This is a genomic window from Alkalihalobacterium alkalinitrilicum (assembly GCF_002019605.1).
Classification (GTDB): Bacteria; Bacillota; Bacilli; order Bacillales; family Bacillaceae_F; genus Alkalihalobacterium; species Alkalihalobacterium alkalinitrilicum.
Map to the genome: position 1 here is coordinate 2,715,747 of NZ_KV917368.1, position 26,892 is coordinate 2,742,638.

The window sequence follows — 26,892 nt, forward strand, 5'->3', positions numbered from 1 at the left end:
GTAATAATCAGTTCTTAATAAAGAACACTTTAAAGATACCACCTCCTACAACTAAAGTCAACCAATTGGCAGAATCTTTTATAAATATTTTGTTGTTCAGAAAATGATTTTTTAACTCTAAGGTAAAAAAACAAAAAAAGCTTGCCAACTATTCATGAATAATGATTTGTTGACAAGCAGTTATATGAAGTTGCATATACTTAATATCTAATTAATTTGAAGGAATAGCTTCAATGGCTAAAGCTAACTACCAATTAAACCAAACGGAGCAAATAATGCTCTTTGGCCTAAATACTCCCAAGTGGTTGTACCATCATTCGCACTTCCACTTGTATGTGACGGTGCAACCGTTCCTGTTGTACCTGCTGTCGTACATTGATACACATTACCATTTGCAGTAATTTGTGTGCCTACAGTGTAACTTGTATTTTCCTGCCAAGTGTTTTGATTGGCGATCCCATCCTGTGTACAAACCCAACCAATATAACTCCCCTCTTCTGGTTTTGCATTTTTGACAATTTGGCTTACCATATAAAAACCTGAACTAGGCTCATTCATGCTATGAGTTTCAGGATCGTAACCGACAAAAATATCGGGATCTTCAGCGGGGAGAATAATATTTTCAAAACGATTATTAGCTGATACAAATTTTCTCATGCTCGTAAGTCTACTATAATATATTAGGTTTAAAGTCCCTTCTCCTGTGTACATTAAATGACAATTGTTCATATGAAACTCGAATGTTCTCCTCGTAAATGCGTTTGAAATTAACGGATTAAAATTATCATTTGTAATTTCGATATCACAATTACTTATCTTAATAATTCCATAGCCATCTTCGTTATTTATGTCGTTATTGATAAGGGTAGTGATAGAATTTATTAAAAACCTACTATTATCTACAGTCAATAATGGATTTTCATTAGGTGTGTTGATATTACCAACATATAGTCTTGAATTTTGGAAAACACTATCAGTCACATTAACCTCTCTTTTCTTTGTTCCAAAAATATGATTATCTATTCTACTATTATAAAAAGTACAGTCATGTAAAGAAATTTTCCCCTCAACTGTATTACTAGTTCTTGTATCTAAATATAAGCGAATATTACTAAACACTGATCTAGAAATACTATTAGTAATTAAACGAACACTTCGAAGAGAGGGGGTATTGGACTCATAAATACAATTCTCTATTTTGTCAATACGCATGGTTGGTTCACTACCTGAATAATGTCCCGTATACTTTAGAATGTTATCTTTAAAAACATCCGTTACCCTGTTTGCAGGCATATTAATCATTTCTACGTCTACAAACGTATTTCCCCGAACGTATACTGTATACCCACTACCTGATATATTGACACGACTATTATGCACACTATTATCGGTGATATGAACATGTGCCCCTGGTAAATTAGCTGTCATTAAACCAAAAGCACTCGTACCACATTGGTACAAATAATTTCCTTTAACTGTTGCAAATGATAAAGAGTATAGGTTTATTCCAATCCCTGTTACATTATATATATGATTGTTTTCAATGTGAACGGAGTAACACCCTGCTAAGATCCCATGATTCGTGTTATAGATAAGATTATGTCTAATTACACAATTATCACCATAGGAATCCTCCTGGTTTATTCCGTACCTTGTCGGGTCATTAAATAAAGGCTTATCATCTAATTGATGGAAGCCATTGTCTCTAATGACGTTATGCTGAACAATGTTATAACTGCCTCCTAGTGTAATTCCACCCCTGTGATTTGCTAATACTTCATTGTGTTCAATTACATTATGATGAGGAATATTCCCAAACTTTATCGTAATATTCATATTCTTCAAAGGATTTGTTTCTTGTCTAAAAACAAGCCTAATTTTCCTCGCCCCTACAGGAACGGTGATTGGAGTATATATTTTTTTATTCATTTGCCTTTTTTGTAAGTAGCTATTATCTTCTCTATAGAAGAAAACATCTACTTCTTTTGTATTGATGCTCGTCGTTCGATTAAATCCAAAGCCAGCGATTTGAAATTGAGGGTAATCTCGTAACGTGATAAAACCTGAGGTTAACGAATTATTTGAACTGGTTATTTCTCCTGTAGAATTGTCAATGCTATTTAATGATAGATTTAAATTAAATTCAGCTAATTCTGATGGAGACCTACTATCCATAGAAATCCCATCACCCATATAATCTCTAACAACACAGTGTTTCACCGAACTATGATTGGTTCCACGAGATAGTAAGACACCATAAGTGTGTTCCTGTCTTCGCTCATTTGAATTCGCGAAGCTACGATCAGCTCTACAACCGATAATTGTTCCACCCATTAAATGTGCATTTGTCACATTACTAAAAGTTATACTTATTCCACTAAAATTGTAATAATCCGTTCCAGTCCTAGTATCAAATGGGGATCTATTGTCTGAGTCATAAATTACCTTCAATACTGATTGATTAAGGTGAAAGGTTAAATGGCTTTTCATTTGGATCGTACGAGGATAACAGATAGCATATTGACCTCTTGGGAGAATAACTTGGGTAAACCCATTATCATAAGCATACTCTAAAGCATTATTTATCCCCTGGATATTTGCATCTGCCATATAATAATCATCGTTCGTATATGGTTGGGTTGGTACCCCTTCGGTAATCCCCCAACGACCTAAATCAATTACATAAACTGCACTAGAGCTCTCCACAGGAACTTGTGCATTCATTAGCGACGGTTTCCATATTCCATTTTGAAATGATAATACATCTCCATTATTCGGCTCACTTGTTGTTAAATCAACATCTAAAATATCCCCTAAAGCATGTCGATGATCAGCGTCTGCTTTATTTTCTAATTGCTCATCTACAAATTGAGCATCAACTTTATTTCCAAGCTCGTTCGTTATTGCCTCTAACTGACTCAAAAACTCTTCATGGTCTACTTTTGAGCCTAATAACTCGTGTATTTCTGAATGGTCAGCTAATTGACGGTTCCCCTCACTCGTACCGATAAACAATTCACCAGTATCTGTACAAAGCCCTAACTCACCTTCATCTAATGATGGTAAATCAGCTTTTAAACCTCGTCTTATTTGAATTTTATAAGACATTTATTTCCCCCCATAATTATTTTTAATTCCCACACTCTCGTTTTAAGTCGACTCGTTAAAATTCCCTCCGCTTATTGTCAATGTTGGGTCACTTAAAAAGTCCCCACCATCTATCAAAATCGTTATGAAAGTGCCTCCATCAATTTTTGTAGTATCGGATGGAATAGAGGTTCTAATTTCATTTCCAAACTTCATTTTTTGCACCTCCAATGTACCTCTTAATTTATCTATATTAAATAAAAACTCAATTTCTTGTGCTCCTTACTACTTGAACTGAATTTATGTCAGAAAGTTTATTACTAAGGAGACCTACCTATACTGAAAATGTCAACTTTATTAAATTGACGATAAATATTGGTAAATCAAAATCAAATGCCCTTTAATACTAATTAGGAGAGATGTAATCTAAATGAAAAAAATCATTCTATTTGTATTCACATGTTTTTTGTTCTTCTTTTTATCTGTACAAAATAAAGACGGTCAACTAGCACTTCTATCAGTTTTAGGAAAACAAGAAACAACCTATGAATTAGACTTAAAAGAGTGGAACATATACAACGATGGTTCTCACCCTATCGAAACCACTAATGGGATCAATGACGCACTTCAATGGGCAAGTGAAAACGATTATACGGTGTTCAAAGTCCCTGAAGGACATTATCTAATAGACAAAGATAGTCATATTGAAATGGTTTCAAACATCACATTCTGGTTAGATGACAACGCTATACTGCAAAAAGAAACAAATGACTATTCTTCTTATAAGTTGCTTCACATTGGACCTGGTGTTGAAAATGTAACTTTAAAAGGGGGGACATATAAAGGAGATAAAGATACGCATGACTATTCAAACGGTGGAACTCATGAGCATGGCTATGGAATTATTATAAGTGGGGCATCTGAAATTACGTTGGAAAACGTGAAAGCAATCAACTTCACAGGGGATGGCATGTCCATCGGTAAAATGGGGACTTTAATTCAAGATGTTTATGCACCCCATTTTGAATCAGGTGGTGTCGATGCAGAAGGTCATTTGATCAATGACCCAACAAAATCGAGACTAACAAATCTTCCAATCGAACATCCTTACTTCGATATTCAAAGAACGTTCCAATTTATCCATCAACAAAATATGCCTGAGGGTAGCTCTGGATATATTGCTTACTTTTATAAAGAAGATGGCACATTTTTATCTAAACAAGACAGCAGAGAATCAAATACACCAGTAGGATGGGGATTAACCTCAATACCTGAGGAAGCAGCTTACTTTCATGCGGTATTTCCAATGCCAGAGGTTCCAGACGATATTTATTTAGAATATTGGATGCAAGGTGTGTCTAAACAAATAACCGTCAAAAATTCTGAATTTGCCCATAACCGTAGGCAAGGCATTACGGTTGGCGGAGCTCAAGATGTCCTGATTACAAATAGTCAGTTTCACAATATGGGTGGTGCTGCACCTGAGTCGGGAATTGATTTAGAAGCTGGGTACAACTTAAATGATAATATCCATATTAAAGAGAACCAGTTTTATAATAACGCCAAATACGATCTGATTCTATATGATGGTCGAAATGCTATAGTAGAGAATAATCATTTTGCCTCTAAAGGGGCGATCGGTTTAGCCATCTCAGAGCCGTTTAAATATGCAAAGATAAACAATAATCATTTCGATGGAACAAAAATCTATGCATACAATCATGCTACCTTTCGTGATAACAAAATGAATGATGGATTAGCAGCTTTTTTAGGATATGACCTAGTAATTGACGGTATGACCTTTACAGACACACTTGTGAATTTAGCAAGCGCAAAACCATTTGGCATAGAAGCTTCGAACATATCGGTCAATAATACAAAAAAAATGCACACCCCATTTGGGATAAACAAAAATCCAATCCACCTTAAAAATATTACAATTACTGGGGAAGCTGCATTAGATAGTTTGTCTGGTAATGCAAGTGATGGAAGTGTTTTTGAAAATATAAAAGTCGTTGGCTATAATCGGACTCAACTTCCAAGAGGCACTTACAAAAATTGCAAGTTTTCTGCTACTGAAAATGACACGATCTATGGATCAGTTGCGGTTAACAACTCTGGAGAGTATATCTTTGATAACTGTGTTTTTGAATCTAGACATGGTGGGTTTAGTATCAATAGTGTTCATGGCATTCCTGATCATGTGGCTATTACAAACTCTGAATTTAATGCATTAGGTGATACGCATGCAATCACGATAACATCTGCTAAAAAAGTTGAATTGGAAAACAATAACATTAATGCACACCATATGGAACGTTTGGATTTAGAAATACTTAGAGTAGGGTCCTATTGGACAAAAGATGAACCCTATGAAGTAAAAGATCTAACAATAAGAAAAAATACCATTAGATCAAATCTTGAAAACAAAGGGATCTCTACGATTTATTCTGGTGAAAATGCTCCACCATATATCATAGAAGGAAATGTACTTTATAATGCAACACTTGATTTAAAGGAAAATGATTTAGCTATCAATATAGATACTCAAAAGTAATTAGCAAAAAAGGTTGCTGATTAAATATGTCAGCAGCTTTTTTTGTAAAATACACTTAGACGATTACACGTTTATTTGGCGACTATTTTTTCGCGTCTCATGTATCTAAGCTTGCGAAGAAATTTATATACACTCGCTGGTAGTAAACCTACTATAAGTGGTCGTAAAGCATATACATAAGAGGACTTTGGTAAACTTAACATCCTATAACCTGTGAAACGAACATAAGCTTCTTTGACTCTCAATGAATATTTCCTTCTATGAATGGCATGACGGTCATCCCGTACTTCATATAAAGGCTCGATTATATTACATCCTCTAGAACCGTTTGCATACATCCAAAACCAGAGGTTATAATCTTCTACTCGTAAGGTCTTTTTAGAAACATCATAGCCATTTACAGCTAATAGAGCTTTACGACGGACCATTGATGGAGCATGACAAAAAGGAGATTGAATAATGAAGTCGGCTGCCACTGGCTCTTCAATAAGGCGGATCTCACCCCATGTACCTTTTTCATCAAAAAATCTCATCCCAGTACTGACAATATCATATTGAGGATACTGATATAATATCTCTACCTCTTTTTCAATACGAGTAGGAAGGGAACGATCATCTGCATCCTGCCTTGCAATATAGTCGCCAGTACAATATTTTAGACAACGGTTAAGACTCGTAGCTAACCCAAGATTTTGTTCATTTTTTACTAACTTAATATACAAATATCTCTTTTCGTATTGCTTTGCGATTTCGTAGCTTTCATCCGATGAACCATCATCGCACATAATTAATTCCCAATTCGTGTATGTTTGGTTTAATAATGAATCTAAGCTTTCACTCAATGTCTGCTCTGCATTGTATACGCCCATAATAATGGATACTTTCGGCTGTATGGTCATAGGGAAACCTCCCTTTTTCCGTTCTCCAACTCAGCTACAAGTTGTTTTCGATCATTGAGAATTTGGTGCCATAGTGTCTTTTGTTCAAAATTTTCACGTACAAACATGATTGCTCTATTTCCCATCTCACTTCGAAGTGAAGAATTTAACATTTTACTCATAGCCTCTATTAATGGTTCTACTTCACCTTTTGGTACGACCAATCCCGTTTGTCCTTTTACCATCGCATCAGTCGGTCCAGGAATATCAGATACTATCACAGGCACCCCCATAGCTTCCGCTTCAATAACAACGGTGCCAAAACCTTCACGGTAGCTTGGTAAAACAAACACATCCATAGCCGCGTAATACTTCTCCACTTGATCTGTATACCCACAATAAATGACGGAATGACTTTGCTTGGACCAATCATATAAACCCGAATCTATACCATAATTCTCACTCGGGCCAACGATTAATAGTTTAACATGGTTGAACTCTTTGGAAAGAACCTGAAATGCCTCTATAAGTTCATTAATTCCTTTATCTTTCGTTACTCTTCCTGTAAAACCAAATATAATATCACTTTGTAGTAGATAATATTTTTGACGAATTTCTCGACCCCAACGTTTCTTATAACCACTATCAAACTTTGTGAGATTGACTCCATTTGCACTACCGTTACCGATTACTTTACTTTTCATTGATGTATAAAGCTTTTCCTTTTGACTAAATTGAAGATTTCCATAACTATCGGGTTGAATTATAGTAGAAAAAGAGCAAATTACCTTTTCAATCATCTTAAACAACTTTCTACGCCAACCTTTAAAACCGACACGACATATCGTATTCCCCACTGGCAGTATAAGCGTACTGGTATTCTCGTTATCCATGATGTAAACGATGCATAGAATGCCGCATTTGGTGTTGAATATTGGACAATATCAAACTTCTCTTTTTTAAAAAGCTGATAAAGTAGATACATACTTTTTAATGCACCTAAGCCATCAACTCCCCTTCTTATCCTTATCGGTTTATAATGAATATAATGAGGCAGTTCTCTTTTCAACTTTTTATCATAATCACAAACCACCGTAATATCATAACCATTCTGATATAAAAATTGGAGTTGTTCGATTAGGAAAGGTTTTATTGTGATCGATGTTGTAGTAACAACACAGATTTTTTTCTTTTGCATTACTAACACCAACCATTAGCTTATAATTTAAATGATATATTAAGCTATTTATTTTTATGAGCCTTAATATGAAGTTAAAACTTAACTAAGATGTGTCCATTGAACTTTACTAGCACCACTATTATCCACACCAATCTGTATTTTTTTATACCATTGGCAAAATGTAATCATAATAGTTACTTTATAATAATGCTTAAAGTGAAAAAAATTGGAAAATAATTCAAACTATGATTTTACTATTATCTTTCCATTGTATAAGTTTTCTTTTATTTCATTTGCTAATTTTATTGCTTGTTGCATATCTTCATGTTGACTTGACCAGTGCCAGGTACCATATCTTCCAATACTATATATTCCAAATGATTTTAAATATTCTCTAATTTTTTCACTTGCCCTACTATTAGGAAGGCAATAATTATGCTCTAAATAAATGGGACGACTAGTTACTATATCTTCTTTTCCCCCTAAAAACCCAATTTCTATTAATTCTTCAATGACCCTAGGTACTAAATTTAATGCCTCTTCCTTATTTGTAAAAAATAATGGTGAACATTCTACATACATAGAAACATAACCTTCTGGAGCTAGTAATGGCTGAATATTACTATAAAATCCAATACGATAAAAACTATAATCTAGACTTGGTATGTACACCCAACTCTTATTAGAATGGAATGGCAAACGTTTTACTCCTAAATTTATTATAAAACCCCTACTAGACTTTAATTTGTTTGATAATTGCACAATTTCTGGATCTACATCCGATAGTATTTCTATTAAAGAAGGTAATGGCATTGTTGAAATTATTTTGTTCCAAGGAATTTCTTTATCATTAATTTCCATAACCTTTTTAAAAGGGTTAATTTGGTTTACTTTATTATTATAAGTAACACTTAAGCCTTTAGATAAAATTAAAGGGATACCTTTAGCACCAATATCTCCCTTAGGGTATAGGAAATCACTGTTATAATCTTTTTCACCGTCTTTTACCCTGAAGTTTCTTACCTTTTCTAACCTTCCAACGTCAATTAATGACAAATCTCGAACTCCGAGCATCTTTATATTATAATCTCTAAAAAACCAATGATATAACGTTTCACCGTAAGATTTTACTAACATTTCGTTATAATTGTTAAAGGACTGATTATCATTTTCTTCAATAAATTTAAAATCTTTTTCAATACGTTTGACTTGTTCTAAATTGGAATGGTTTTTATAGCTTTGTTGGATTGGAAAATCTAGAAATTGATTTTCCAAATATACATATGCTAAGCGTTTATGTCTTTCAAGTGGTAAGCCCTTTAACAACTTCACTGTATCAGGTGCATTCTTATGATGAAACCAGTGTCCACCTAGATCAAACCCAAATCTCCCCACATTAGTTTCAACTTTGTATGAAAGTGCTTTTCCACCTAATTTATCATGTGCTTCTAAAATATTAACCTCATTACCAAAAACCTTTCCAAAAGTTAAGCCCGTTACACCTGCTCCGATTACATATGTCTTTTTATTCATACACACCTCCACCCACCTTAGCTTGCAGGATGAATTTACCTTAATCCCATATTCTTTTTAATAACAGCATTAACTTTTCGAACATCATATTTTTCAACTGCTAGTTCTCTACTCTTAATACCCATTTCTCTAACCAAATTAGGGTATAATATAAACTTTTCCATTGCGTTTCCAAGTGCTTCAGCGTCTTTTATTGGTACTATAAAGCCATTTTCTTTATGTTTAACAGTTTCTTTGCAACCAGGTGCGTTCGTTGTTATTATAGGTAAACCCATTGCCATCGCTTCAAGGGTTGCTTTTGAAGTGCCTTCGCGGTAGGAAGGAAGAACAAATACACTAGATACTAAAAGGTAGGGGCGTACATCATTTGTTTCTCCTAGGTATTCTATAATTCCATCCTTAATCCATAAACTTATCTTTTCTATACTTATTGCAGTTGGATTTTCATCAAAAGGACCGAGAATTTTACAAATTACCGAAGGATATTTCCTTTTTAATTTTCTTGTTGCCTCAACAAACTCTTCTATTCCTTTATCTTTTAATAATCTAGCAACTAATAAAAAAACAAGTTTACCTTCATAATTTGTTTTATGGTAAAATTTATCTACATTTACACCTGACCCATTAATAACTATAGATTTACTGCTATTACCCACTAATTTTAATTGTTTAAAGACCGATAAATCATCATTGTTTTCAAAAAAGATAACTTTACTTCTGCTTAAAGCTAACTTATACAAAACCCTTATAAGAGGGAACAATACTTTTCTTTTAAAGTTAGTACCAGTAAAAGCATAGCCCAGCCCTGTAATCGTTAGATTCACATTTGTTATTCTAAGAATACGAGCTACAATTGAGCCATACAATACTGGCTTAATGGCAAGACAAGTTAACACATCAGGCTTAATATCTTTTAGTGTCCTTATCATTTGAATTATAGTGAAAATATCAATTACTGGATTTATTCCTGTGTTCCTTAAAGGGATTTCTTTATAGTAAACACCAATAGAATTTAATTCAGTATAACAACCCTCCTTAGGCCCAATTGCAATTACCTCATGTCCTTCTTGAACTAATGTCTCCAATAATTCCCAACGAAAATTAATATAAAATTTCGCATACGGAGCAATGAATACAATTTTAGCCATTGTTATATCTTCCTTTCAAATATCCATATCAACTTTAGCCAAGTACTTACCTATGAGTATAAACCCTAATAAAATTATCCCTATAAAATAAAAGGCTAGTTCATTAAAGTAAAAAACAAATATGGAAATTATCCCTAATAATACGGTGAATAGATACGTAATTATTACCGTTCTCTTTACGCTTAATCCTGATCTCACCATTCGTAAAGCAAAATGATCCTTACTCCCCTTGAATGGTGATTGGCCATTTTGAATACGTAATATAGATACAAAGATTGTTTCAAAAATCGGTATTCCAAAAATAATAAAAATAATTAAGTGGAACTGTGGATCAGTATTTCCCTTGAACAATAGAATACTGATAGATGCTAATAAAAATCCTAAGAATAGACTTCCGGTATCACCCATAAAGATTTTTGCTGGATTAAAGTTAAACTTTAAAAATCCTAGACACGAACCCGTCAAAGCTAAAAGTAGGATACTAGGAACTATTGCATTTATTTGTAAAAACATTATAGATAAAACTAGTGATAAAATTACTATAATACCAGCTGCTAATCCATCCATAATATCAATTAAATTAAACGTATTAGTTATAAAGACAATCCATACAATTGTTATTAGAACATCAAGAATTTCAAAATTAGTAAAGCTAATTTTTATATCTGCTGAAATAACGACCAGCGCAGCTAAACTTTGAACACAGATTTTCCTAAAAGGTCCAATATTCATAATATCATCTATAAATCCTAAAATAATTATGATTATACAACCCATTAGAATAGTATATATTTCTTTTTCTATAACAAGTTGGTGAATATGGGTAATTAAGAACAATGTAAATATGATTGAAAAGGCAATTGCCCCACCACCCAAATATGGTGTAACCTTTTTATGAGTCTTTAAAACGTTGTCAGGTTTATCCACTATATTAAATATAAAAGCCACCCTTCTTGCAATTGGAGTAAATATTAACACTAAAATAAAACTTATAATAAGTGCTAGTGCATACATGAACATATTAGTCTCCATATTTTCCTATGTAAAAAACTAGTGATATCTATTATATTGTCTTTCCTCCTCAGCGCTTCTTTAATATACGCTTTTTATTTAAGTGCTTTATGTTTAACTTTTGTATCGAAACCATTTGGATTATATGATTGCCAACGCCATGCGTCTTTACACATTTCTTCTATTCCTTTATGTGCAACCCATTTTAACTCTTTATTGGCTTTGGTAGGATTCGCATAGCTAGTTCCGATATCTCCAGGTCGCCTATCGACAATTTGATAAGGAATAGCTATTCCTGTCACCTTTTCAAATGCATTGATCATATCTAATACGCTATACCCTGTTCCAGTCCCTAAGTTATATGCTTTTACACCAGCAGTATTCAATACATTTTCAAGGGCTCTTATATGACCAATAGCTAGGTCAACCACATGAATATAATCCCTCACTCCTGTCCCATCATGAGTATCATAGTCATTTCCAAACACTTTTAGTTCAGATAACTTTCCTACGGCTACTTGAGTAATAAAAGGCAAAAGATTATTTGGAATCCCACTCGGATCTTCCCCAATATAACCACTTGGATGAGCACCTACTGGATTAAAATAGCGTAACAATGCAATACTCCAATTCTGATTAGAGACATACAAATCACGCAAAATCTCCTCAACCATTAATTTCGTTCTTCCATATGGATTTGTCGTCTGTAAAGGGATCTCTTCTGAAAACGGAACATCTTCTTGTAAACCATAAACCGTTGCCGATGAACTAAAAACCATACGATTGACGCCAAACGCTTGCATTACTTCACATAAGTTAAGTGTCCCTGTAATATTGTTATGATAGTATTTTAGAGGAATAGAAACTGACTCTCCAACTGCCTTCAAACCCGCAAAATGAATAACAGCGTCAATTCGATGATTAGAGAATACTTGATATAATGCCACCTTATCTAGTAGATCTACATTGTAAAATTCTAACTCCTTTCCAGTAATCTCTTTAACTCGTTCTAATGCAACTAGCTTACTATTGGATAAATTATCAACAACAATAATCTTATATCCAGCGTTAAGTAGCTCTACGCATGTATGGGACCCAATATATCCTGCTCCACCTGTTACTAAAACCTTCATAAATGTTACCCCTTTTCTATTTTTTATTTTTTGTGAACAAAATAAAAACACCTCAAAAATTGATAAGATGTTTCTAGATTAGTTAAGTGATTATTAACCAACATTCCGTTGATTTTGATTTTGTCTTAGTGGTACTTTACTTTCAAAAAGTTTTATTAGTGGTCTATACATTGCGTTAATAATATAGGATGAAATAATGCATAATATCAATAACCATACAAAGATTAAGATTGGATATCTAGGAGCAAAAGTTAAACTTGTGAAAATGGTTTCATAAAAGAACATATGGGTTAACCAGATATTTGTTGAATGATTGGCAAAATAAACCAGAACCTTCTCAACCCAAATACTTTTATTCATAATTACAAACATAAATATGAGTGAAACGCCAGTAATAGGAGCGATAATTGCAGATTCATAAAAACTGTGTAAAATAACTAAAGATATAATCCCCCCGTAACATAACGTATTTTTAAAGGATACATTATTTAACCTATGAACAGTCTTAGAAAAAACTTTCTCTTTTGCAAATATAGTTCCTACTATAAATGAAAATTGTGAGGTACCAAATAACACTATGGTTTTTACTATCGTTAAAACAACAAAGTTATCACCAAAATCAATAACATATTTCCAACGTTGGATCTAACTAAATAAATAGCTCCTGAAAATAATAGTAAAATAGTCCAGCTATATTTATTGACAACTTTAATTAAAAGTGGGGATAGTAACACTATGATTATATATATTTGTAAAAACCACCATGCACCATTATAAGAGTTTGTAATCACAAAAAAGTCAAGTGAAAATTTACTTAAACTTCCTGGAAAACTATCACCTTTTCCTACTATAAAACCAATTGAAACAAAAAGAAAAAGTACAATCCAATAATTAATTAATAGTTTAAATATACGACTTACATTTTTATTAAGTACTGACCCTTTATTTTTATTAATAAAAATAAAGAAAGCATAACCAGTTAAGAATAAATAGATCGGCCTACAAGCATCTCCAAATAAACCAATATAATAAACCAATGGAACTTCATTAATCATTGGATAAGTTTCATATAGTCCATTAACATCTTTCCTTGTAAAAAGATGGAGCAATACCATTAATAATATAGCAACTCCTTTGAGCATTTTTGAATCACTTCTTGAAAGTTCCATAGTAAATCCTCACGCTTCCTTATTTTTACTTAATACCAGAGTTTTTTTTAGATATAATTAGGATTCAAAAGATACAACCACTCCAATGTCTCTTTTTTAAGCATCAAAGCATCAAAAAAGCCTCTATAAAAAGAGGCTTTATACTTTTAACATAATTACAATATTGCTTTTTCTGAATTATTTTCTATTGAAACAAGTCTTCCTTTACTCATTTTAAAGACAGTATTACAATTTTCGATCGTACTTAATCGATGTGCGATAATAATTAATGTTTTCTCTCCTTTTAATCCATCTATTGCCTTCATGATTTCCTTTTCTGTTTCATTATCTAGTGCAGAAGTAGCTTCATCCATAAATAAGATTTCTGGATTGTGGTACAATGCTCTAGCAATTCCGATTCGTTGGCGTTGTCCTCCCGAAAGTCTTACTCCTCTTTCACCGACATGGGTATCTAATTGGTCTGGTAAGGACAATACAAACTCTTTTAAATGTGCTTGTTCCAATGCATCCCAAACCTGCTCATCGTCGATACTCTCCATGTTAATTCCAAATGCAACATTACCACGGATAGTATCATCTGTTAAAAAAATATTTTGTGGGATATAGCCTATTTTTCGCTTCCATAGTTCACCATAACTATTTAATGGTTTATTATCAACAAATACCTTTCCTTTTTCTGGTTCATACAACCCTAGAATTATATCGACAATAGTTGTCTTTCCAGCACCTGACTCACCGATAAAAGCTACTGAATGTCCAATTGGAACACTTAATGAGACGTCATTTACTGAATATTCATTTTGATTCGGATAGCGAAATGAAACATTAACTAATTGAATAGATTTATTAAAATATCTATTTCCATTCTTATTATTAACAATTTCATTACTAGATATTTCTGACTCTTCTTCATGTTCTATGCCAGTATTTATTATTAAATCATTATAAACAACCTTCAAGGCTGGTTGGTTATATTTAATAGTAGTAATCATTGTGATAATACGGTTAATAGAAGGCATTAATCGAAATGCAGCCATTGCAAATAGTGCCATAGTTGAAACTATTTGGGCTGTAGTCGTTCCCTGAAATATTATTACAATCATCGTAATAAATATTATTGATACAAGTATAGTTTCAATAAATAATCTAGGTATCTGTTCTAGCATTTTCATATAAGAGTTATTTTTAGCTTGTATTTTACTTTTGTTTGTATAGGAATTAATAAAATAATTTTCTCTGCCAGAAACTTTTACTTCTTTACTTGCTCCTAATCCTTGATTAACCCATTTAATCATAGCTCCGCCAACTTTTTGTTGCTCAATTCCCAAACTATTTATTTTATTCCGAAATACTTTAAAAAATAATACAACACTTAATATCAGTAAAAAAGAAGCTGTTAGAGTAGCTATAGGTGCAGCTATTAATAATAGAGTTAATATACAAATTACCACAAGGATTTCTGTAAGAAGGTGAAAACTAGATAAGATTATACCTTGAAAAATTTTTGGAACTTCTCCATTAACATTCCTTAGTAGATCCGCTGAATTTCTTTCTAAATGAAAAGTATAGGGTTTAGTTAAATAAGCTGCAAATAATTTTTTAGACAGCTTAACCTGTTGCTTAAATATAATTCTAAATTGGATATAATAAAATAATAATAAATATAGATTTTTTATGACAAAAATAGATAACAACACTATAACAGAAAATATTATAAAAGAAGCTGGGGACTGAAAATTAAGAGTTTCGTATAAATATAAGAGAATAGTTTGTTCATAGATAATTTCGGGATTAGTAATAATCCCAACAAACGGAACAATCATTCCTATACCTAGAGTTTCAAATATAGCTGCTATTATCATTAATGCAAATAACATTATAAATTGTTTTTTTTCTTTTTTATTAAATAATACTATTAATTTTTTTATTGTCTCCCTCACTTTAGCCACACCTTTATAATCTAAAATTATTATAACAAACCCAACTTCTTAGCTTTACGTGTTCCATTATCTTTAAAATAGCTTAAGAAAATCTGTTCAGCCAATTGCTCACTGAATACCCTATTTCTAACTTGCGGAAAGTTCTTTAAGTCATTAAAATCTAGCACTCTTGGAAAATTTGGTTCGAACACAACAGGTATCTTAGTTTTATTCATCGCACACAAAACCGCTGTTCTATGGATTCCATTGGTTATTAAAAAGCGATAATCATCATTATATTTAATAAAGTGTCCTTTAATGTGACCATTGTAATCATTAGGATTATATCCATTCTTGTCTATGGATAAAAAGACTTTCTTCAACCTTTGTAACTCTAATTCACCCTTTATTTTGGACACCGGTCCATAATGTTGTATACCATGTTTTCTAGCTAATCCATGTTCATGAGCTTGTTCTAACTTAACTATTTTTCTAGTATCACTCCAAGGACTGTTATTATTATATTGATTAATATTCTGTTTCAATAGGATCTTATCTTGATAGCTAATATTTCTAGGACGGTTTACTACAAAATAAAAATCATAAAATGTATTTGGCTGATAGTTTTCATAGTAATGTTCCAAAATACTTCCGTTATAAACTACCTCTGGATTTCTAATGATTTCCTCTACCATCTTTGTATGATAATGCCAATTGTTTTTACTAAAGAAAAACTGGTTTGCTGTAAAAGTTATATTAGCATCTACTTCAAAATAAACATCACTTCTTGTATAAATAGCTTCACTATAATCTACTAACTTTAAGTGTTTTTTTTGTTATTAGCCCTGATTGAGTAGATATTATATCCCAAATAGTTTAATCCTTTTTGTATTGCATCCCTAATAATATTCAATTTCTTTCTCCTCCATTTTTTCATAAAAAAAGATGGAAGGCTTGAAATGACTATATTATTTATTTTTGTAGCAACTTATTACTCTAATACAAAACCCTTGTGTAAAAGGCAGTATATTAAATAATGAAGAATATACTCCAATATCTTTGGTATCTCCTTGTGAAAAATCAATTGATCCATCTCTCCTAGTTACATTCATCAAGTATTCAATAGATTTTTCAATACTTCCTAAGCATTCTTTTGAAACACTTTCTATTCTTGCTGCCCTTAATAAAAACCAAGTTAAAGTTGCTGTTGTTGATGAATCGGCTCTACTCTCATCCCTTGTTACAGTCCAATTCCAATTTCCATCCCTTTGTTGAAAACTAATTATTGCTTTCGTAAAACTTAATACTTTCTCTTCTAGAACATGCTTATAATAATGCCTATGAGGTAACTCTTCCCATGCATCGATTAATCCAATTGCATACCAGCCAAGACCTCTTCCCCAACCATATAAACCAAGAGGAGCTTTATTGTTAACTTTATAGGCATGACAGGGAATAAAGTGTTCTTTTAACATACCCCATTGTTCATATTCTTTAATTTGCTTCACAGCCAAATCAATGCATTCTTCTTTTTGATATTTCAAACCATAAGCCACTAAAAAAGGACATATGAAACCTACCGTATCTACATATCTGTAGTCCATCATAGATTTCCTATATCCTACTGTTCCATCTTCACCTATATGTTCTTTAATCATTTCCCATGTGTAATCTAAGGCTTTTTTATATTTATCAGAATCTATAAATTCTAATTTCATTATGGCATAGGCAAGTATAGCTCCATCGACATGGACTGGTTTATCGATCCATTGGCCAGTGTCATCAAATTTTCTCTCCAGATACTTTAATATTTCTTTTTTTATTTTACTTTCATCTTCATATTTTAGCTTTTCTGAAAGGCCTAATAACAAAGATGCTTCTTGCCAATGTTGTATAGCACTTTTTGTATAGTTTCCTTGTAACATATCAATTACTACTAATCGAGTGTTATCTGTTACCTTAATTTTTGGAGTTTTGTTTAACCAATTAACACCTACATCAGTAATTGACTGCCCCCATTTATCTTTGTCTTCGTATCTTCCTATATGGATTCTACTTAACCAATCTTTTAAAATAGGTATTACATCGATTAATATAAGTACTATAATAATACTAAGTAATATAACCATTATTACTTGTTGAATCATTTTAATATCCCTTTCTAACCTGCATTAATAAAATCATATAATTTTTCAATCTCTTCTTCGGTTCCTAGCTTTTCCTTCGATAAATTTGCAATTAGTTTATTTCTTAAACCTTGATCTTTAATCAACTTTTGGATACCTTCTGCGATAGAACTTCCATTCATTTCAACAATTAATCCATTTTCTCCATGGTTAATTTGATCTTTTGCTGTACTAAAGTTCGTTACCAGTATAGGCTTCTGTAATATTTTAGCTTCATCTATAGCAATAGATTTCCCTTCAAATCTAGAAGTCTGAACGTAAATGTCAGCTTCTTTTATATAAGGATACGGGTTTTCTTTTAAACCTAACAAAATAAAACTCTCATCTAGGTTGTTTGCTCTAATCAAACTTTCAAGATTAGTTCTTTCCTCGCCCTCCCCAATTACAAACCACTTAAACTGAAACCCATTTTTCACCAGATAATTACAAGCTTCTATCGCTAACTCATAGCCTTTTTGATAATTTAACCTACCAACAGAAACAATTTTAAGTATCTTATCTTTAAGATATACTTTTTCTTTTGACATTTTATGAATAACATTAGGTGAGATAATATTAAACATTACATCAATTTTACCTTGATACATAGGAAACTCTTGCTTTAAAACATCAGCACATTCATTGGAGACAGTCACAATTTTATCTAATTTGTTAAAGTAATGGAGGTCTATACTGGGGTCCATGCCTAACTTAATATAATCATTATGAATAAAACCGATCTTCTTCTTTGCTTGAACTTTGTCTACGCAAAAGTAGATTGGGTTTTTCTCTAGGTACCCAATGGCTACATCGTATTCTTTATTCACTGGGCTTAAAGAATTCGAAAGGTGTTTCCATACTCTCTGTTCACATTGTGCTCGATTATTTTCTGTATTAAAAATATACCCTGCACGAACTCTTGATACTGCAGAGTTTATTTTTCCTTGTTTAATTAAATTTATTAATGCCGTCTTTATCGGCATATCAAAGAATTTATATTCAGTAGGTTCTTTTAAAAGTTTTACTTTATTGGGAATTTTATTAAAAAATATACCTTCATGCTTGAATAAATATAAATCCACATTATATAAAGAATAATCAATTGTCTCTAATAAAGAAATAAGTGCTTTTTCCGCTCCACCACAATTTAAATTGTTCATTACAAACAAAATATTCTTTTTCACTTTTATCACCTCCTAGAAAATTTGGTACAACTTCTCTATCTCCTCTTCAGTCCCTAATTTTTCACAAGATAAATTAGTGGCTAATATATTTCTTTGTGCCTTATCTTTTATTAATATTTCGACTCCATCTGCAATAGATTCATCATCTTGATTAACAATTATTCCATTGTTTCCATCTGTAATTTGATCCTTAGCTGTTTTAAAGTTTGTAACAACTATTGGCTTGTTAAGGATCTTTGCTTCATCTATTGCTATTGACTTCCCCTCATAACGTGACGGTTGAACATAAATATCTGCATTTTTTATGTAAGGATAAGGGTTTTCTTTAGTTCCTAAAAGTATAAAGACATCTGTTAAGTCGAGATCTTTAATCATTGTTTCCAGCTTTACTCGTTCCTTCCCCTCACCTATAACAAACCATCTTACTGGATATCCTTTTTCTATCAAGATTTTACAGGATTGTATTGCTATATCAATGCCTTTTTCATGACTCAACCTTGCAACAGTTACAATATCTGTAACTCCATTCGAATATCCTACGTCTTCTACATTATCTATAGACAATTTATTGATAACTTTTGGAGAAACAATATTATAAATGACTTTTACTTTTTTACTTAACTCCACAAAATTTTCTTTTAAGGCTGTCGCACATTCTTCGGAAACGGTTATAATGTGATCTAACCTATTAAAGTAATATTGGTCAAAATCTCGATCCATACCAGAATTTGTATAATTTGTATGAATCCACCCGATTTTCTTTTTAGCCTTTACCTTATCTACTACAAAATAGATTGAAGTCTTTTCTAAATACCCAATCGCTGCATCATATTCTTTTTCTAACTGATCGAAAGAACTCCTTAAAAACTTCCAAGTATACTGTTCTGATCGATCGCTATTTTTAGAGTATCTGTTTTTTAAAGTGAACATCACCCTGTTATAAGCTAAATTTATTTGACTATTTTTTATAAAATGCTCAATAGAATGCTTGAAACTTTTTGTGAAATAAATATATCTTAATGGTAAATCTAATATAGCAACCTCTTTTGGGATAGTGTTAAAGAACAGTCCAGTTTGACTAAATAAAAACAAATCAACATTATAGTTGTTATAATCAATCTGCTGTAACAAATTGACTAGACTCTTCTCCCCACCCCCCGCAGATAAGCTAGGCATCACAAATAGTAAGTTTTTCTTCATAAAAAATACCTCATGTATTTGCCAATTCTTCTAAATATTCGACTGCTTTGTATGACATCTTTTGGATGTTTGGAATTGATTGTTTTAGATTTTCAATGATTTCTTTCTCCTCTTTAACCATTACATCGAAGTTAGCAATTAGTTTCTTACTGTCTGAAATTTCTCCAATATTTAAAACTAACTTTTCTTCTTCACCAAATAGATCCTTAGCAATTCCTTTCGATTTTACACTGTAGCCTAAGACCATTGTTGGAACACAGTTTGAGTAAGCTGCAATCGTTGCATGCGTTCTTGCTCCGATAAAAAACCTCATTCTAGAAATGTATCCCTTATATTGAGGTGCGGTTAAGTTTTCTGGTAAAATGATTACTCGTTCCGTATTCTTAAATTCTTTGTAGTACCTATAAAGAACCTCATAATCATTATTTTGCTCTTGAATAACATGTGGTGTAAGAGCAACTGTATAGTTTGTAGTGTCTAAGATATGTTGAATGAGCTCTTTAACTGCAGTATCGGATTTCTTGTTTTTATTTAAAACTAATGGGCTAAAGTTTAGACCTACTGTATTTCCCTCTTTCCACCCTTTAGGCAATTCCAACTCTTCCTTTTCCATTGTAAAAGCGGGATCGGCACACAATTTTACGTTTGTTAGACCTTTATTAAGTAACATGTGGTAGGTAAGTGTTTCACGAGCTAAAATCAAATCGAACGACCTTAAATCTTCTAATTTCTGCTCCGATATATCTTCTTCACCAATCGAACAACCCCACAGGACTAACTTCTTGCCTTTTGCTTTTACTCTTCGATCAATTTCATACCATCCAGGTTGTTCACCATAACAATAATTGTCTCCGCCAATTGAGAGATAAACATCCATAGTATCTATATGTTTGATAATATTTTGGTGAACTTTCCCCAGAGCATATGATTCGTTTTTTAAGAGTTTTACATTAATTGAAGAAATCCACCAATCATATGAAAATTTTTTTATAATTCGGTTTGAACCATCATAAATCCCATCTAATTTTGTAATGATTTTATCAGTCTCAGGTTTACCTGAAGCTAAATAAACCTTCGCTCCACTAATTTTATTTTTTATTAAATTAGTAGAAGAACGAACGATAGCCTCACATCCTCTATTTAAGCTACCATCATGAGCAAACATCATGATTTTCATATAACCCCACCTCCAAATCAATCCTATCTATTTCTTAATCGACTATAAGCCGTCACACAGTACAATCCCATTGTTGACTTCTTTTTTACCATGTTAAGTAAAAATTTTTCATACTTTCCTAAAGTATTTTGGTGTAATTCGCAGTATGTAGGTAATGCTTCTCTTACAATTTGATTACTAATCATGTTTTTTATATATTCGTACCTTGTTTTAAAACTAACTTCATTTGAAGGTGAAAAATATACATGTATGTAGGACAGAACACTTTTGATTAACCTAACCGCCTTAAATTGATGTATTTTTTCTTTGTCTAGATGACCGACTATTTGTTCAGGTAATTCAAATTGATATACTTCTAATGCTCTCTCAAAATAATCTTTCTTTGAAATATTTCTAGTTGCGCTTCCCTCTACTTCTCTATAGTGGTACCCCGTATAATCTATATATTTTGTGGTTGTAGCTTGACTAAAAAAGATCATATTAAACATACCATCTTCTCCTAGCGAAAGCTTTTCTGGAAACTTAATACTGTTTTCTATTATGATTTTATTTTTGTATAACTTATTGCAAGCCGTATTTAAATTATCTGATTTTATAAAATAAGGTAATATTTCTTGATTGATATAGTCGTTATTCAAATTGATATTTAAGGGAAAGGGGTATTTTGTCATTACTTTATGTCCGTCTATTTCGTTTTCAAAATTACTGATTACAACATCACAATCACTTAATTTGGCCGAATGATATAAAGTTGCATACATATCCATTTCAATGTAATCATCAGCATCAACAAAACCTATATATTCTCCTGAAGCTATTTGTAAACCATTGTTCCTAGCTATACTGACTCCACGATTTTCTTGGTTTATTAAAATAATTCGAGGATCTTTTTCTTTATAATCTTCGATTATTTTGCAACTATCATCTTTTGATCCGTCATTAATAAAAATAAATTCACAGTCTTGAAGTGCTTGCGATAGGAGTGATTCAATACATTGAGCAAGATATTTTTCAGCATTATAGACGGGGATAATAACACTTACTTTTATACTCATGTTTAAATCACTCCTTGAAAACTACGATTATTATTTTTTATATTCTTCTTGGTTTCCTGAACTTGCATATGTTCATATAACTTCTCAAGTTCAACCTTATTTCTATAGTCTTTTTGCTTATTTCGAATAATTAACTTATTCCTAAGATCTTGATTAATATATAAACTTTCAATACCATCAACTATTCCTTCAATACTTAATTCACAAATAATTCCATCAAACCCATCTTCTACTTGACTACTAGCCGTAGAATAATTTGTAATTAAAATAGGCTTCCCTAATATCATTGCCTCAGTTACGGTAACAGCCTTCCCTTCATACCTCGAAGGTTGAACATACAAATCAGCTTGTTTTATATATGGATATGGATTAATTTGCTTACCTAAAAGGATAAAACTATTTTCAAGCCCATTCTCAGTAATTAATTGTTTTATCATCTCTTCATCTCCACCATAACCAACTACGTACCACGCAATATCACTATATCCTTTATCCTTCAAAACTTTTAGTGCCTTAACCGCGTTATCAATTCCTTTTGCATGAGATAGCCTTGCTACTGTTGCAAGCTTAAATCTTTTATCTTTCACCATCGGATTTTCCACATCTACATCTGCCATCGTTCTAATAAATTCTGGTGATGTAATATTCTCAACAACCAATGTCTTATTAATTAAGGAATCATATTTTTTTAGAAATGATTGCTTACAAGCTTCAGATACTGCAACAATATGATCAAAATTATCCCAAAGCTTTAAGTCCATTTTTCTATCAGTTTCTACAGTTGAATAATCCGTATGAATCCAAGCTATTTTTCTCTTTGCTTTAACTTTTTCCGCAACAAAATCATGGGGCCAAAGATAACTAATTGCGACATCGTACGCTACATCTAATTGTGGAAGAAAAGGCAACGCATATTTCCACATTAATTGCATTTGAAAATAACCTGGTTCTGACATCCTTTTTAACTTCCCTAATACATCAGCATTAATCTTAGCTAAAATTCTTGTAGCTCCAATCGTAACCCGCTTTTCCTTAATTATTTCACTAATTGACTGTCTAAAGGTTGCGTACTGAGGAACCTCTGGTAATAAGTTCACTTGCTTAGGAATTAAACTCATAAATTCACCGTGATGGCGGTATAGCATTAAATCAACTTTATAATTTTCATAATCAAAGTTTTCGAGCATGCTGATTAAACTTCTTTCGACACCGCCTACTTCCATGTCAAAGGAGGCAATCAAAACCTTTTTCATAAGAACCTCCTACGTTTTTGATAATAATTTTCTTAGTCTTGCTATATTATTACCACCAATCAGTTTAGCTGCTGTTACTTTTAAGTTCCCTTTCACTCTAGCTGTAAATGGCAGCCAACTCTTATAAAAGTGATGCATGGCATAGGTGTCCTCCGTTATAAATTTGCGACAATTAATATAATCATATGGAGAAAAGTAGGTTTGCGGGTAAAAGGCGCCCAACTCACCAATTTCTTGATATTCTCCATTTGGATTTAAACCTTTTCTTTTTAATAGATCCGTAATGATCGCAACATTTGTCAGTTGATCAAAGCTACCATCGTCTTGAATGAACTTCCTCTGTTCATAGGAATCCAGGAAAATCTTTATTAGTTTATTCCCTCTCGCAGCCCCTATTGTACTCGTAGCGATGAAGTTTTCTTGCTCAAACCCCCAAAAGGACTCACGATAAAGTAGGTCATCGAAAGGTTTAAATACTTCAACATCGGTATCTAAATAAATGCCACCAGAGTGATATAAAGCATAAACTCTGACATAATCACTGACAAAGGCATATTTCTTGGCTTCATATGCCTCCCGTGCATAAGTGTTGGAATGAAAATCAAAATTTTGTTCATTCCATTCTTTAATTTCATAGTCAGGTAGATGTGTTTTCCACGATTGAATACATTTTTTTACGATATCTGGTTTCTCTTTTCCACCAAACCAGCAGTAGTGTATTATCTTTGGAATTTGGGTTACTCCGGTCATATTTTTCACCTTTTTAATAGTGTATTTATTTTTAGTTCAGTATTGATTGCTTCTATTATTCTTTGTTGATCAGCATTAGACATACTCGAACCAGATGGTAAGCAAATCCCACTTCTAAACAACCCTTTTGCAATATCCTGCTCCTTACTATGAGCATAAAACAAACTGCCTTTGAATAAAGGCTGCATATGCAATGGCTTCCAAACAGGTCGTGCTTCAATATTTTCTTCTGCTAATCGGTCTAACATTGACTGAATTGTAAAACCTGCTTCTTTTTCGTCAATGGTTAAGGCTGTTAACCAACGATTAGAGCGAGTTCCTTCTAATTCAGGCATAAAAATAAGCCCCGGTATAGAGCCTAGTTCTGAAACATAGTTTTCAAAAATTGTTCTTCTTGCCGCTACTCTTTCTTCTAATACTTCTAACTGAGCTCTCCCAATTCCAGCTAGGATGTTACTCAAGCGATAATTGTATCCTTTTTTACTATGCTGATAATGTTGAGCTAAATCTCTTGCTTGCGTAGCCAGAAAGCGAGCTTTTTGTGCCATATCATGATCATTTGTTACCAGCATCCCACCACCTGATGTGGTTATAATTTTGTTACCGTTAAATGAGAAGGTGCCAAATTCGCCAAAAGTTCCACTTGGCTTTCCTTTATACGTTGAACCTAACGACTCAGCTGCATCCTCAATCATCGGAACGCTAAACTCATTACATAAGGCCACAATCTCATTCATTTTTGCACTTTGACCATATAAGTTGACAACGATGATCGCTTTCGGAAGCTTTCCTTCGATTGCTGCATCTTGTAAGGCTCTTTTTAACGCATCAGGCGACATATTCCAAGTATCTGGCTCTGAGTCAATAAATACAGGTTCTGCTCCTTGATAAAGAATAGGGTTCGCACTTGCAACAAAAGTTAAGCTAGAACAGAATACTCGATCTCCTTTTTCTACCCCTAATAAAATAAGAGCCAAATGAATAGCTGCTGTCCCCGAACTCAAGGCAACGGCTTCATTGACTCCAACATAGTTTGCTAGTTCTTTTTCAAAGGCATCGACATTTGGCCCGAGTGGGGCAATCCAATTCGTTTCAAATGCTTCCCTTATATACTTTGCCTCATTCCCACTCATGTGTGGTGGCGATAAAAAAATTCTTTTTTTACTCATGTCACACCCTCTTTCTTACTTATTATTTCTCCTACATGTAACTTTAATTTATTTAAGTAGTTTTCTGGGCACTTACTTTCCATATCAGAAAACCATCTTGCTTTAATGATATTTTTTTCAAGGTAAGGTCCTTCCTTAATCTCCAACCCTACTGTATCTTTCTCTAGACAAATATACGAGTGCCATCTACTAGGGTTAAATTTAATAATTTTATTTAAGTCATTAGAATTTAATTCTATTACATCCTCTATATCCCCATTATCATAGTAAAAGATAACAGCCATTCTGCCTTTTAAACAACAAATTGTTTCCGTATCGTTGTAGTGTTTGTGGGCGGCGATATATGTATCTGGCTGTATACAAAATAATATAGATTGGATCTTATCCTCATGAGTATGGTGCAGTAAAAAATGGCTACGCTTACTCTTTGAATTTAATGAATCATCAATTAACTTTTTAATATGATTATTATTTATTATAACCATTGAGGTCATCTCCTTAATTATGCATAAGGTGACTAATACTTTTTAGAATTTCATTGTTAACTACTGTATATCCTTCGCCTTTAATTACTGTTTTTACTCCTTCATAGGGAGGGTACCAAAACGCTCTTATTTTTCGATCAATTATTTCAGGTGTATCATCATCTTTTATATATTTCATCGCTTCAAACGCCTCTCTATTAATATAAAGCCCTTCATTTTCTTTTTGTTTAATTCTTGTAATAGGTGTATTAGTTTCTATTAAGTTCATAGCCCTTTTAAAAAGAGAGAACATATGAATTTGACTCTTTTTCTCAAGACTTAAAGCAGTTTCTTTATCTCTATCAATAGGAAAATTTTCAATTTCGATTATTTCACCATCATCGATATTTTCATTCATAAAATGTGCGGTTACCCCATAATTACATCTACCTTCTAATATAGCTTTATTATATCCACCTAGTCCTTTTAAATCTGGTAATGGAGCAGGATGGAAATTAATCGCTCCTATTTTGGGAACTTCTAACAAAGACTTTTTAATCTTAGCCCAATATAAATATGAAATTACTAAATCAATTTCATTCAAATCAATTAAACTTTTTTCCGGAAACTCTATCCACTCATACAACTCCGTAATTGATAGTGTCGGTATATTGTTCTCTTGAGCAACTTCAAACAATGATTTATTATTTTTACAGTCTAATTCTTCTGAAGGATTTCTTGCGACAACAGCCACTATTTCATGTCCGCTTGAAATAAGGTAATTGAGTGCTTTAGCAGCCCATATTTTCTTACCCATTAATATTATTCTTAGTTTCTTATCGTTCATTACATCCAACCCT

Annotated in this window: 23 protein-coding genes; 1 reads left to right on the top strand and 22 read right to left on the bottom strand. The window is 32.5% G+C overall.

What is annotated here, in order from left to right; genetic code table 11:
* Positions 1-243: 243 nt before the first annotated feature.
* Together BK574_RS28425 and BK574_RS27540 are read right to left on the bottom strand one after the other, a co-directional pair.
* Positions 244-3,108, bottom strand: a complete 2,865-nt coding sequence (locus BK574_RS28425) for a right-handed parallel beta-helix repeat-containing protein (protein ID WP_078428894.1) — start codon at positions 3,106-3,108, stop codon at positions 244-246.
* A gap of 42 nt (positions 3,109-3,150) precedes the next feature.
* Entirely contained in the window at positions 3,151-3,303 is a 153-nt protein-coding gene (locus BK574_RS27540) for a hypothetical protein (protein WP_158211645.1), read from the bottom strand.
* 214 nt (positions 3,304-3,517) lie between these two features.
* Here BK574_RS27540 and BK574_RS13055 point away from each other — a divergent pair, with 214 nt between their 5' ends.
* A complete protein-coding gene (locus BK574_RS13055) occupies positions 3,518-5,644 on the top strand; it encodes a right-handed parallel beta-helix repeat-containing protein (RefSeq protein WP_078428895.1) in 2,127 nt (708 codons plus the stop codon).
* Positions 5,645-5,715: 71 nt separating this feature from the next.
* Here BK574_RS13055 and BK574_RS13060 read toward each other — a convergent pair whose 3' ends face one another.
* From BK574_RS13060 to BK574_RS13155, 20 genes are all read right to left on the bottom strand, one after another.
* Positions 5,716-6,543 (bottom strand): glycosyltransferase, encoded by an 828-nt coding sequence (locus tag BK574_RS13060; RefSeq protein WP_078428896.1) that lies wholly within the window; start codon positions 6,541-6,543, stop codon positions 5,716-5,718.
* Entirely contained in the window at positions 6,540-7,322 is a 783-nt protein-coding gene (locus tag BK574_RS13065; protein ID WP_218970577.1) for a glycosyltransferase, read from the bottom strand. Before BK574_RS13065 ends, BK574_RS13060 begins: the two co-directional genes overlap by 4 nt.
* A complete protein-coding gene (locus BK574_RS13070; protein WP_078428898.1) occupies positions 7,319-7,720 on the bottom strand; it encodes a glycosyltransferase in 402 nt (133 codons plus the stop codon). The genes BK574_RS13065 and BK574_RS13070 overlap by 4 nt, the downstream gene beginning before the upstream one ends.
* A 225-nt stretch (positions 7,721-7,945) precedes the next feature.
* Positions 7,946-9,235, bottom strand: a complete 1,290-nt coding sequence (locus BK574_RS13075) for a protoporphyrinogen/coproporphyrinogen oxidase (protein WP_078428899.1) — start codon at positions 9,233-9,235, stop codon at positions 7,946-7,948.
* A 35-nt stretch (positions 9,236-9,270) separates the two neighbouring features.
* Positions 9,271-10,383, bottom strand: coding sequence for a glycosyltransferase family 4 protein (locus BK574_RS13080; RefSeq protein WP_078428900.1), 1,113 nt, complete (start codon positions 10,381-10,383; stop codon positions 9,271-9,273).
* Positions 10,384-10,398: 15 nt separating this feature from the next.
* Positions 10,399-11,397, bottom strand: a complete 999-nt coding sequence (locus BK574_RS13085) for a glycosyltransferase family 4 protein (RefSeq protein WP_158211647.1) — start codon at positions 11,395-11,397, stop codon at positions 10,399-10,401.
* 92 nt (positions 11,398-11,489) lie between these two features.
* Positions 11,490-12,527: a UDP-glucose 4-epimerase GalE gene (gene galE / locus BK574_RS13090; RefSeq protein ID WP_078428902.1), complete on the bottom strand. Its 1,038-nt coding sequence runs from the start codon at positions 12,525-12,527 to the stop codon at positions 11,490-11,492.
* Positions 12,528-13,120: 593 nt separating this feature from the next.
* On the bottom strand, positions 13,121-13,696 hold the full coding sequence (locus BK574_RS28430; RefSeq protein ID WP_238458016.1) for an acyltransferase family protein: 576 nt from the start codon (positions 13,694-13,696) through the stop codon (positions 13,121-13,123).
* 155 nt (positions 13,697-13,851) lie between these two features.
* A complete protein-coding gene (locus BK574_RS13100) occupies positions 13,852-15,636 on the bottom strand; it encodes an ABC transporter ATP-binding protein (protein WP_078428903.1) in 1,785 nt (594 codons plus the stop codon).
* 29 nt (positions 15,637-15,665) lie between these two features.
* Positions 15,666-16,310, bottom strand: coding sequence for a hypothetical protein (locus BK574_RS13105; protein ID WP_158211648.1), 645 nt, complete (start codon positions 16,308-16,310; stop codon positions 15,666-15,668).
* Positions 16,311-16,583: 273 nt separating this feature from the next.
* Complete coding sequence (locus BK574_RS13110) at positions 16,584-17,762, bottom strand: glycoside hydrolase family 88 protein (RefSeq protein WP_078428905.1); 1,179 nt, start codon at positions 17,760-17,762, stop codon at positions 16,584-16,586.
* A 14-nt stretch (positions 17,763-17,776) separates the two neighbouring features.
* The gene (locus BK574_RS13115; RefSeq protein WP_078428906.1) at positions 17,777-18,964 is read right to left on the bottom strand and encodes a glycosyltransferase; all 1,188 of its coding nucleotides are present in this window, start codon (positions 18,962-18,964) and stop codon (positions 17,777-17,779) included.
* Positions 18,965-18,976: 12 nt separating this feature from the next.
* Positions 18,977-20,164 (bottom strand): glycosyltransferase, encoded by a 1,188-nt coding sequence (locus tag BK574_RS13120; protein ID WP_078428907.1) that lies wholly within the window; start codon positions 20,162-20,164, stop codon positions 18,977-18,979.
* Positions 20,165-20,174: 10 nt separating this feature from the next.
* Positions 20,175-21,341, bottom strand: coding sequence for a polysaccharide pyruvyl transferase family protein (locus BK574_RS13125; RefSeq protein WP_078428908.1), 1,167 nt, complete (start codon positions 21,339-21,341; stop codon positions 20,175-20,177).
* 23 nt (positions 21,342-21,364) lie between these two features.
* Positions 21,365-22,396, bottom strand: a complete 1,032-nt coding sequence (locus BK574_RS13130; RefSeq protein ID WP_078428909.1) for a glycosyltransferase family 2 protein — start codon at positions 22,394-22,396, stop codon at positions 21,365-21,367.
* Between the two features lie 2 nt (positions 22,397-22,398).
* The gene (locus BK574_RS13135; RefSeq protein WP_078428910.1) at positions 22,399-23,649 is read right to left on the bottom strand and encodes a glycosyltransferase; all 1,251 of its coding nucleotides are present in this window, start codon (positions 23,647-23,649) and stop codon (positions 22,399-22,401) included.
* A gap of 9 nt (positions 23,650-23,658) precedes the next feature.
* Positions 23,659-24,399: a glycosyltransferase family 32 protein gene (locus BK574_RS13140; protein WP_078428911.1), complete on the bottom strand. Its 741-nt coding sequence runs from the start codon at positions 24,397-24,399 to the stop codon at positions 23,659-23,661.
* 5 nt (positions 24,400-24,404) lie between these two features.
* Complete coding sequence (locus BK574_RS13145; protein ID WP_078428912.1) at positions 24,405-25,568, bottom strand: aminotransferase class I/II-fold pyridoxal phosphate-dependent enzyme; 1,164 nt, start codon at positions 25,566-25,568, stop codon at positions 24,405-24,407.
* Entirely contained in the window at positions 25,565-26,053 is a 489-nt protein-coding gene (locus tag BK574_RS13150; protein ID WP_158211649.1) for a WbuC family cupin fold metalloprotein, read from the bottom strand. Before BK574_RS13150 ends, BK574_RS13145 begins: the two co-directional genes overlap by 4 nt.
* A 13-nt stretch (positions 26,054-26,066) precedes the next feature.
* Positions 26,067-26,879, bottom strand: coding sequence for a formyltransferase family protein (locus tag BK574_RS13155; RefSeq protein ID WP_078428914.1), 813 nt, complete (start codon positions 26,877-26,879; stop codon positions 26,067-26,069).
* Positions 26,880-26,892: the final 13 nt, after the last annotated feature.

Excerpts from the sequence above, each read along its gene's own strand:
- BK574_RS13135 (WP_078428910.1), bottom strand. The coding sequence starts at position 23,649 with ATGAAAAAGGTTTTGATTGCCTCCTTTGACATGGAAGTAGGCGGTGTC.
- BK574_RS28430 (WP_238458016.1), bottom strand. The coding sequence starts at position 13,696 with ATGGAACTTTCAAGAAGTGATTCAAAAATGCTCAAAGGAGTTGCTATA.
- BK574_RS13150 (WP_158211649.1), bottom strand. The coding sequence starts at position 26,053 with ATGGTTATAATAAATAATAATCATATTAAAAAGTTAATTGATGATTCA.
- BK574_RS13065 (WP_218970577.1), bottom strand. The coding sequence starts at position 7,322 with ATGATTGAAAAGGTAATTTGCTCTTTTTCTACTATAATTCAACCCGAT.
- BK574_RS13105 (WP_158211648.1), bottom strand. The coding sequence starts at position 16,310 with ATGGTAGAGGAAATCATTAGAAATCCAGAGGTAGTTTATAACGGAAGT.
- galE (WP_078428902.1), bottom strand. The coding sequence starts at position 12,527 with ATGAAGGTTTTAGTAACAGGTGGAGCAGGATATATTGGGTCCCATACA.
- BK574_RS13155 (WP_078428914.1), bottom strand. The coding sequence starts at position 26,879 with ATGAACGATAAGAAACTAAGAATAATATTAATGGGTAAGAAAATATGG.
- BK574_RS13130 (WP_078428909.1), bottom strand. The coding sequence starts at position 22,396 with ATGAGTATAAAAGTAAGTGTTATTATCCCCGTCTATAATGCTGAAAAA.
- BK574_RS13075 (WP_078428899.1), bottom strand. The coding sequence starts at position 9,235 with ATGAATAAAAAGACATATGTAATCGGAGCAGGTGTAACGGGCTTAACT.
- BK574_RS27540 (WP_158211645.1), bottom strand. The coding sequence starts at position 3,303 with ATGAAGTTTGGAAATGAAATTAGAACCTCTATTCCATCCGATACTACA.
- BK574_RS13085 (WP_158211647.1), bottom strand. The coding sequence starts at position 11,397 with ATGTATGCACTAGCACTTATTATAAGTTTTATTTTAGTGTTAATATTT.
- BK574_RS13125 (WP_078428908.1), bottom strand. The coding sequence starts at position 21,341 with ATGAAAATCATGATGTTTGCTCATGATGGTAGCTTAAATAGAGGATGT.
- BK574_RS13120 (WP_078428907.1), bottom strand. The coding sequence starts at position 20,164 with ATGAAGAAAAACTTACTATTTGTGATGCCTAGCTTATCTGCGGGGGGT.
- BK574_RS28425 (WP_078428894.1), bottom strand. The coding sequence starts at position 3,108 with ATGTCTTATAAAATTCAAATAAGACGAGGTTTAAAAGCTGATTTACCA.
- BK574_RS13080 (WP_078428900.1), bottom strand. The coding sequence starts at position 10,383 with ATGGCTAAAATTGTATTCATTGCTCCGTATGCGAAATTTTATATTAAT.
- BK574_RS13145 (WP_078428912.1), bottom strand. The coding sequence starts at position 25,568 with ATGAGTAAAAAAAGAATTTTTTTATCGCCACCACACATGAGTGGGAAT.
- BK574_RS13140 (WP_078428911.1), bottom strand. The coding sequence starts at position 24,399 with ATGACCGGAGTAACCCAAATTCCAAAGATAATACACTACTGCTGGTTT.
- BK574_RS13110 (WP_078428905.1), bottom strand. The coding sequence starts at position 17,762 with ATGATTCAACAAGTAATAATGGTTATATTACTTAGTATTATTATAGTA.
- BK574_RS13070 (WP_078428898.1), bottom strand. The coding sequence starts at position 7,720 with ATGCAAAAGAAAAAAATCTGTGTTGTTACTACAACATCGATCACAATA.
- BK574_RS13060 (WP_078428896.1), bottom strand. The coding sequence starts at position 6,543 with ATGACCATACAGCCGAAAGTATCCATTATTATGGGCGTATACAATGCA.
- BK574_RS13055 (WP_078428895.1), top strand. The coding sequence starts at position 3,518 with ATGAAAAAAATCATTCTATTTGTATTCACATGTTTTTTGTTCTTCTTT.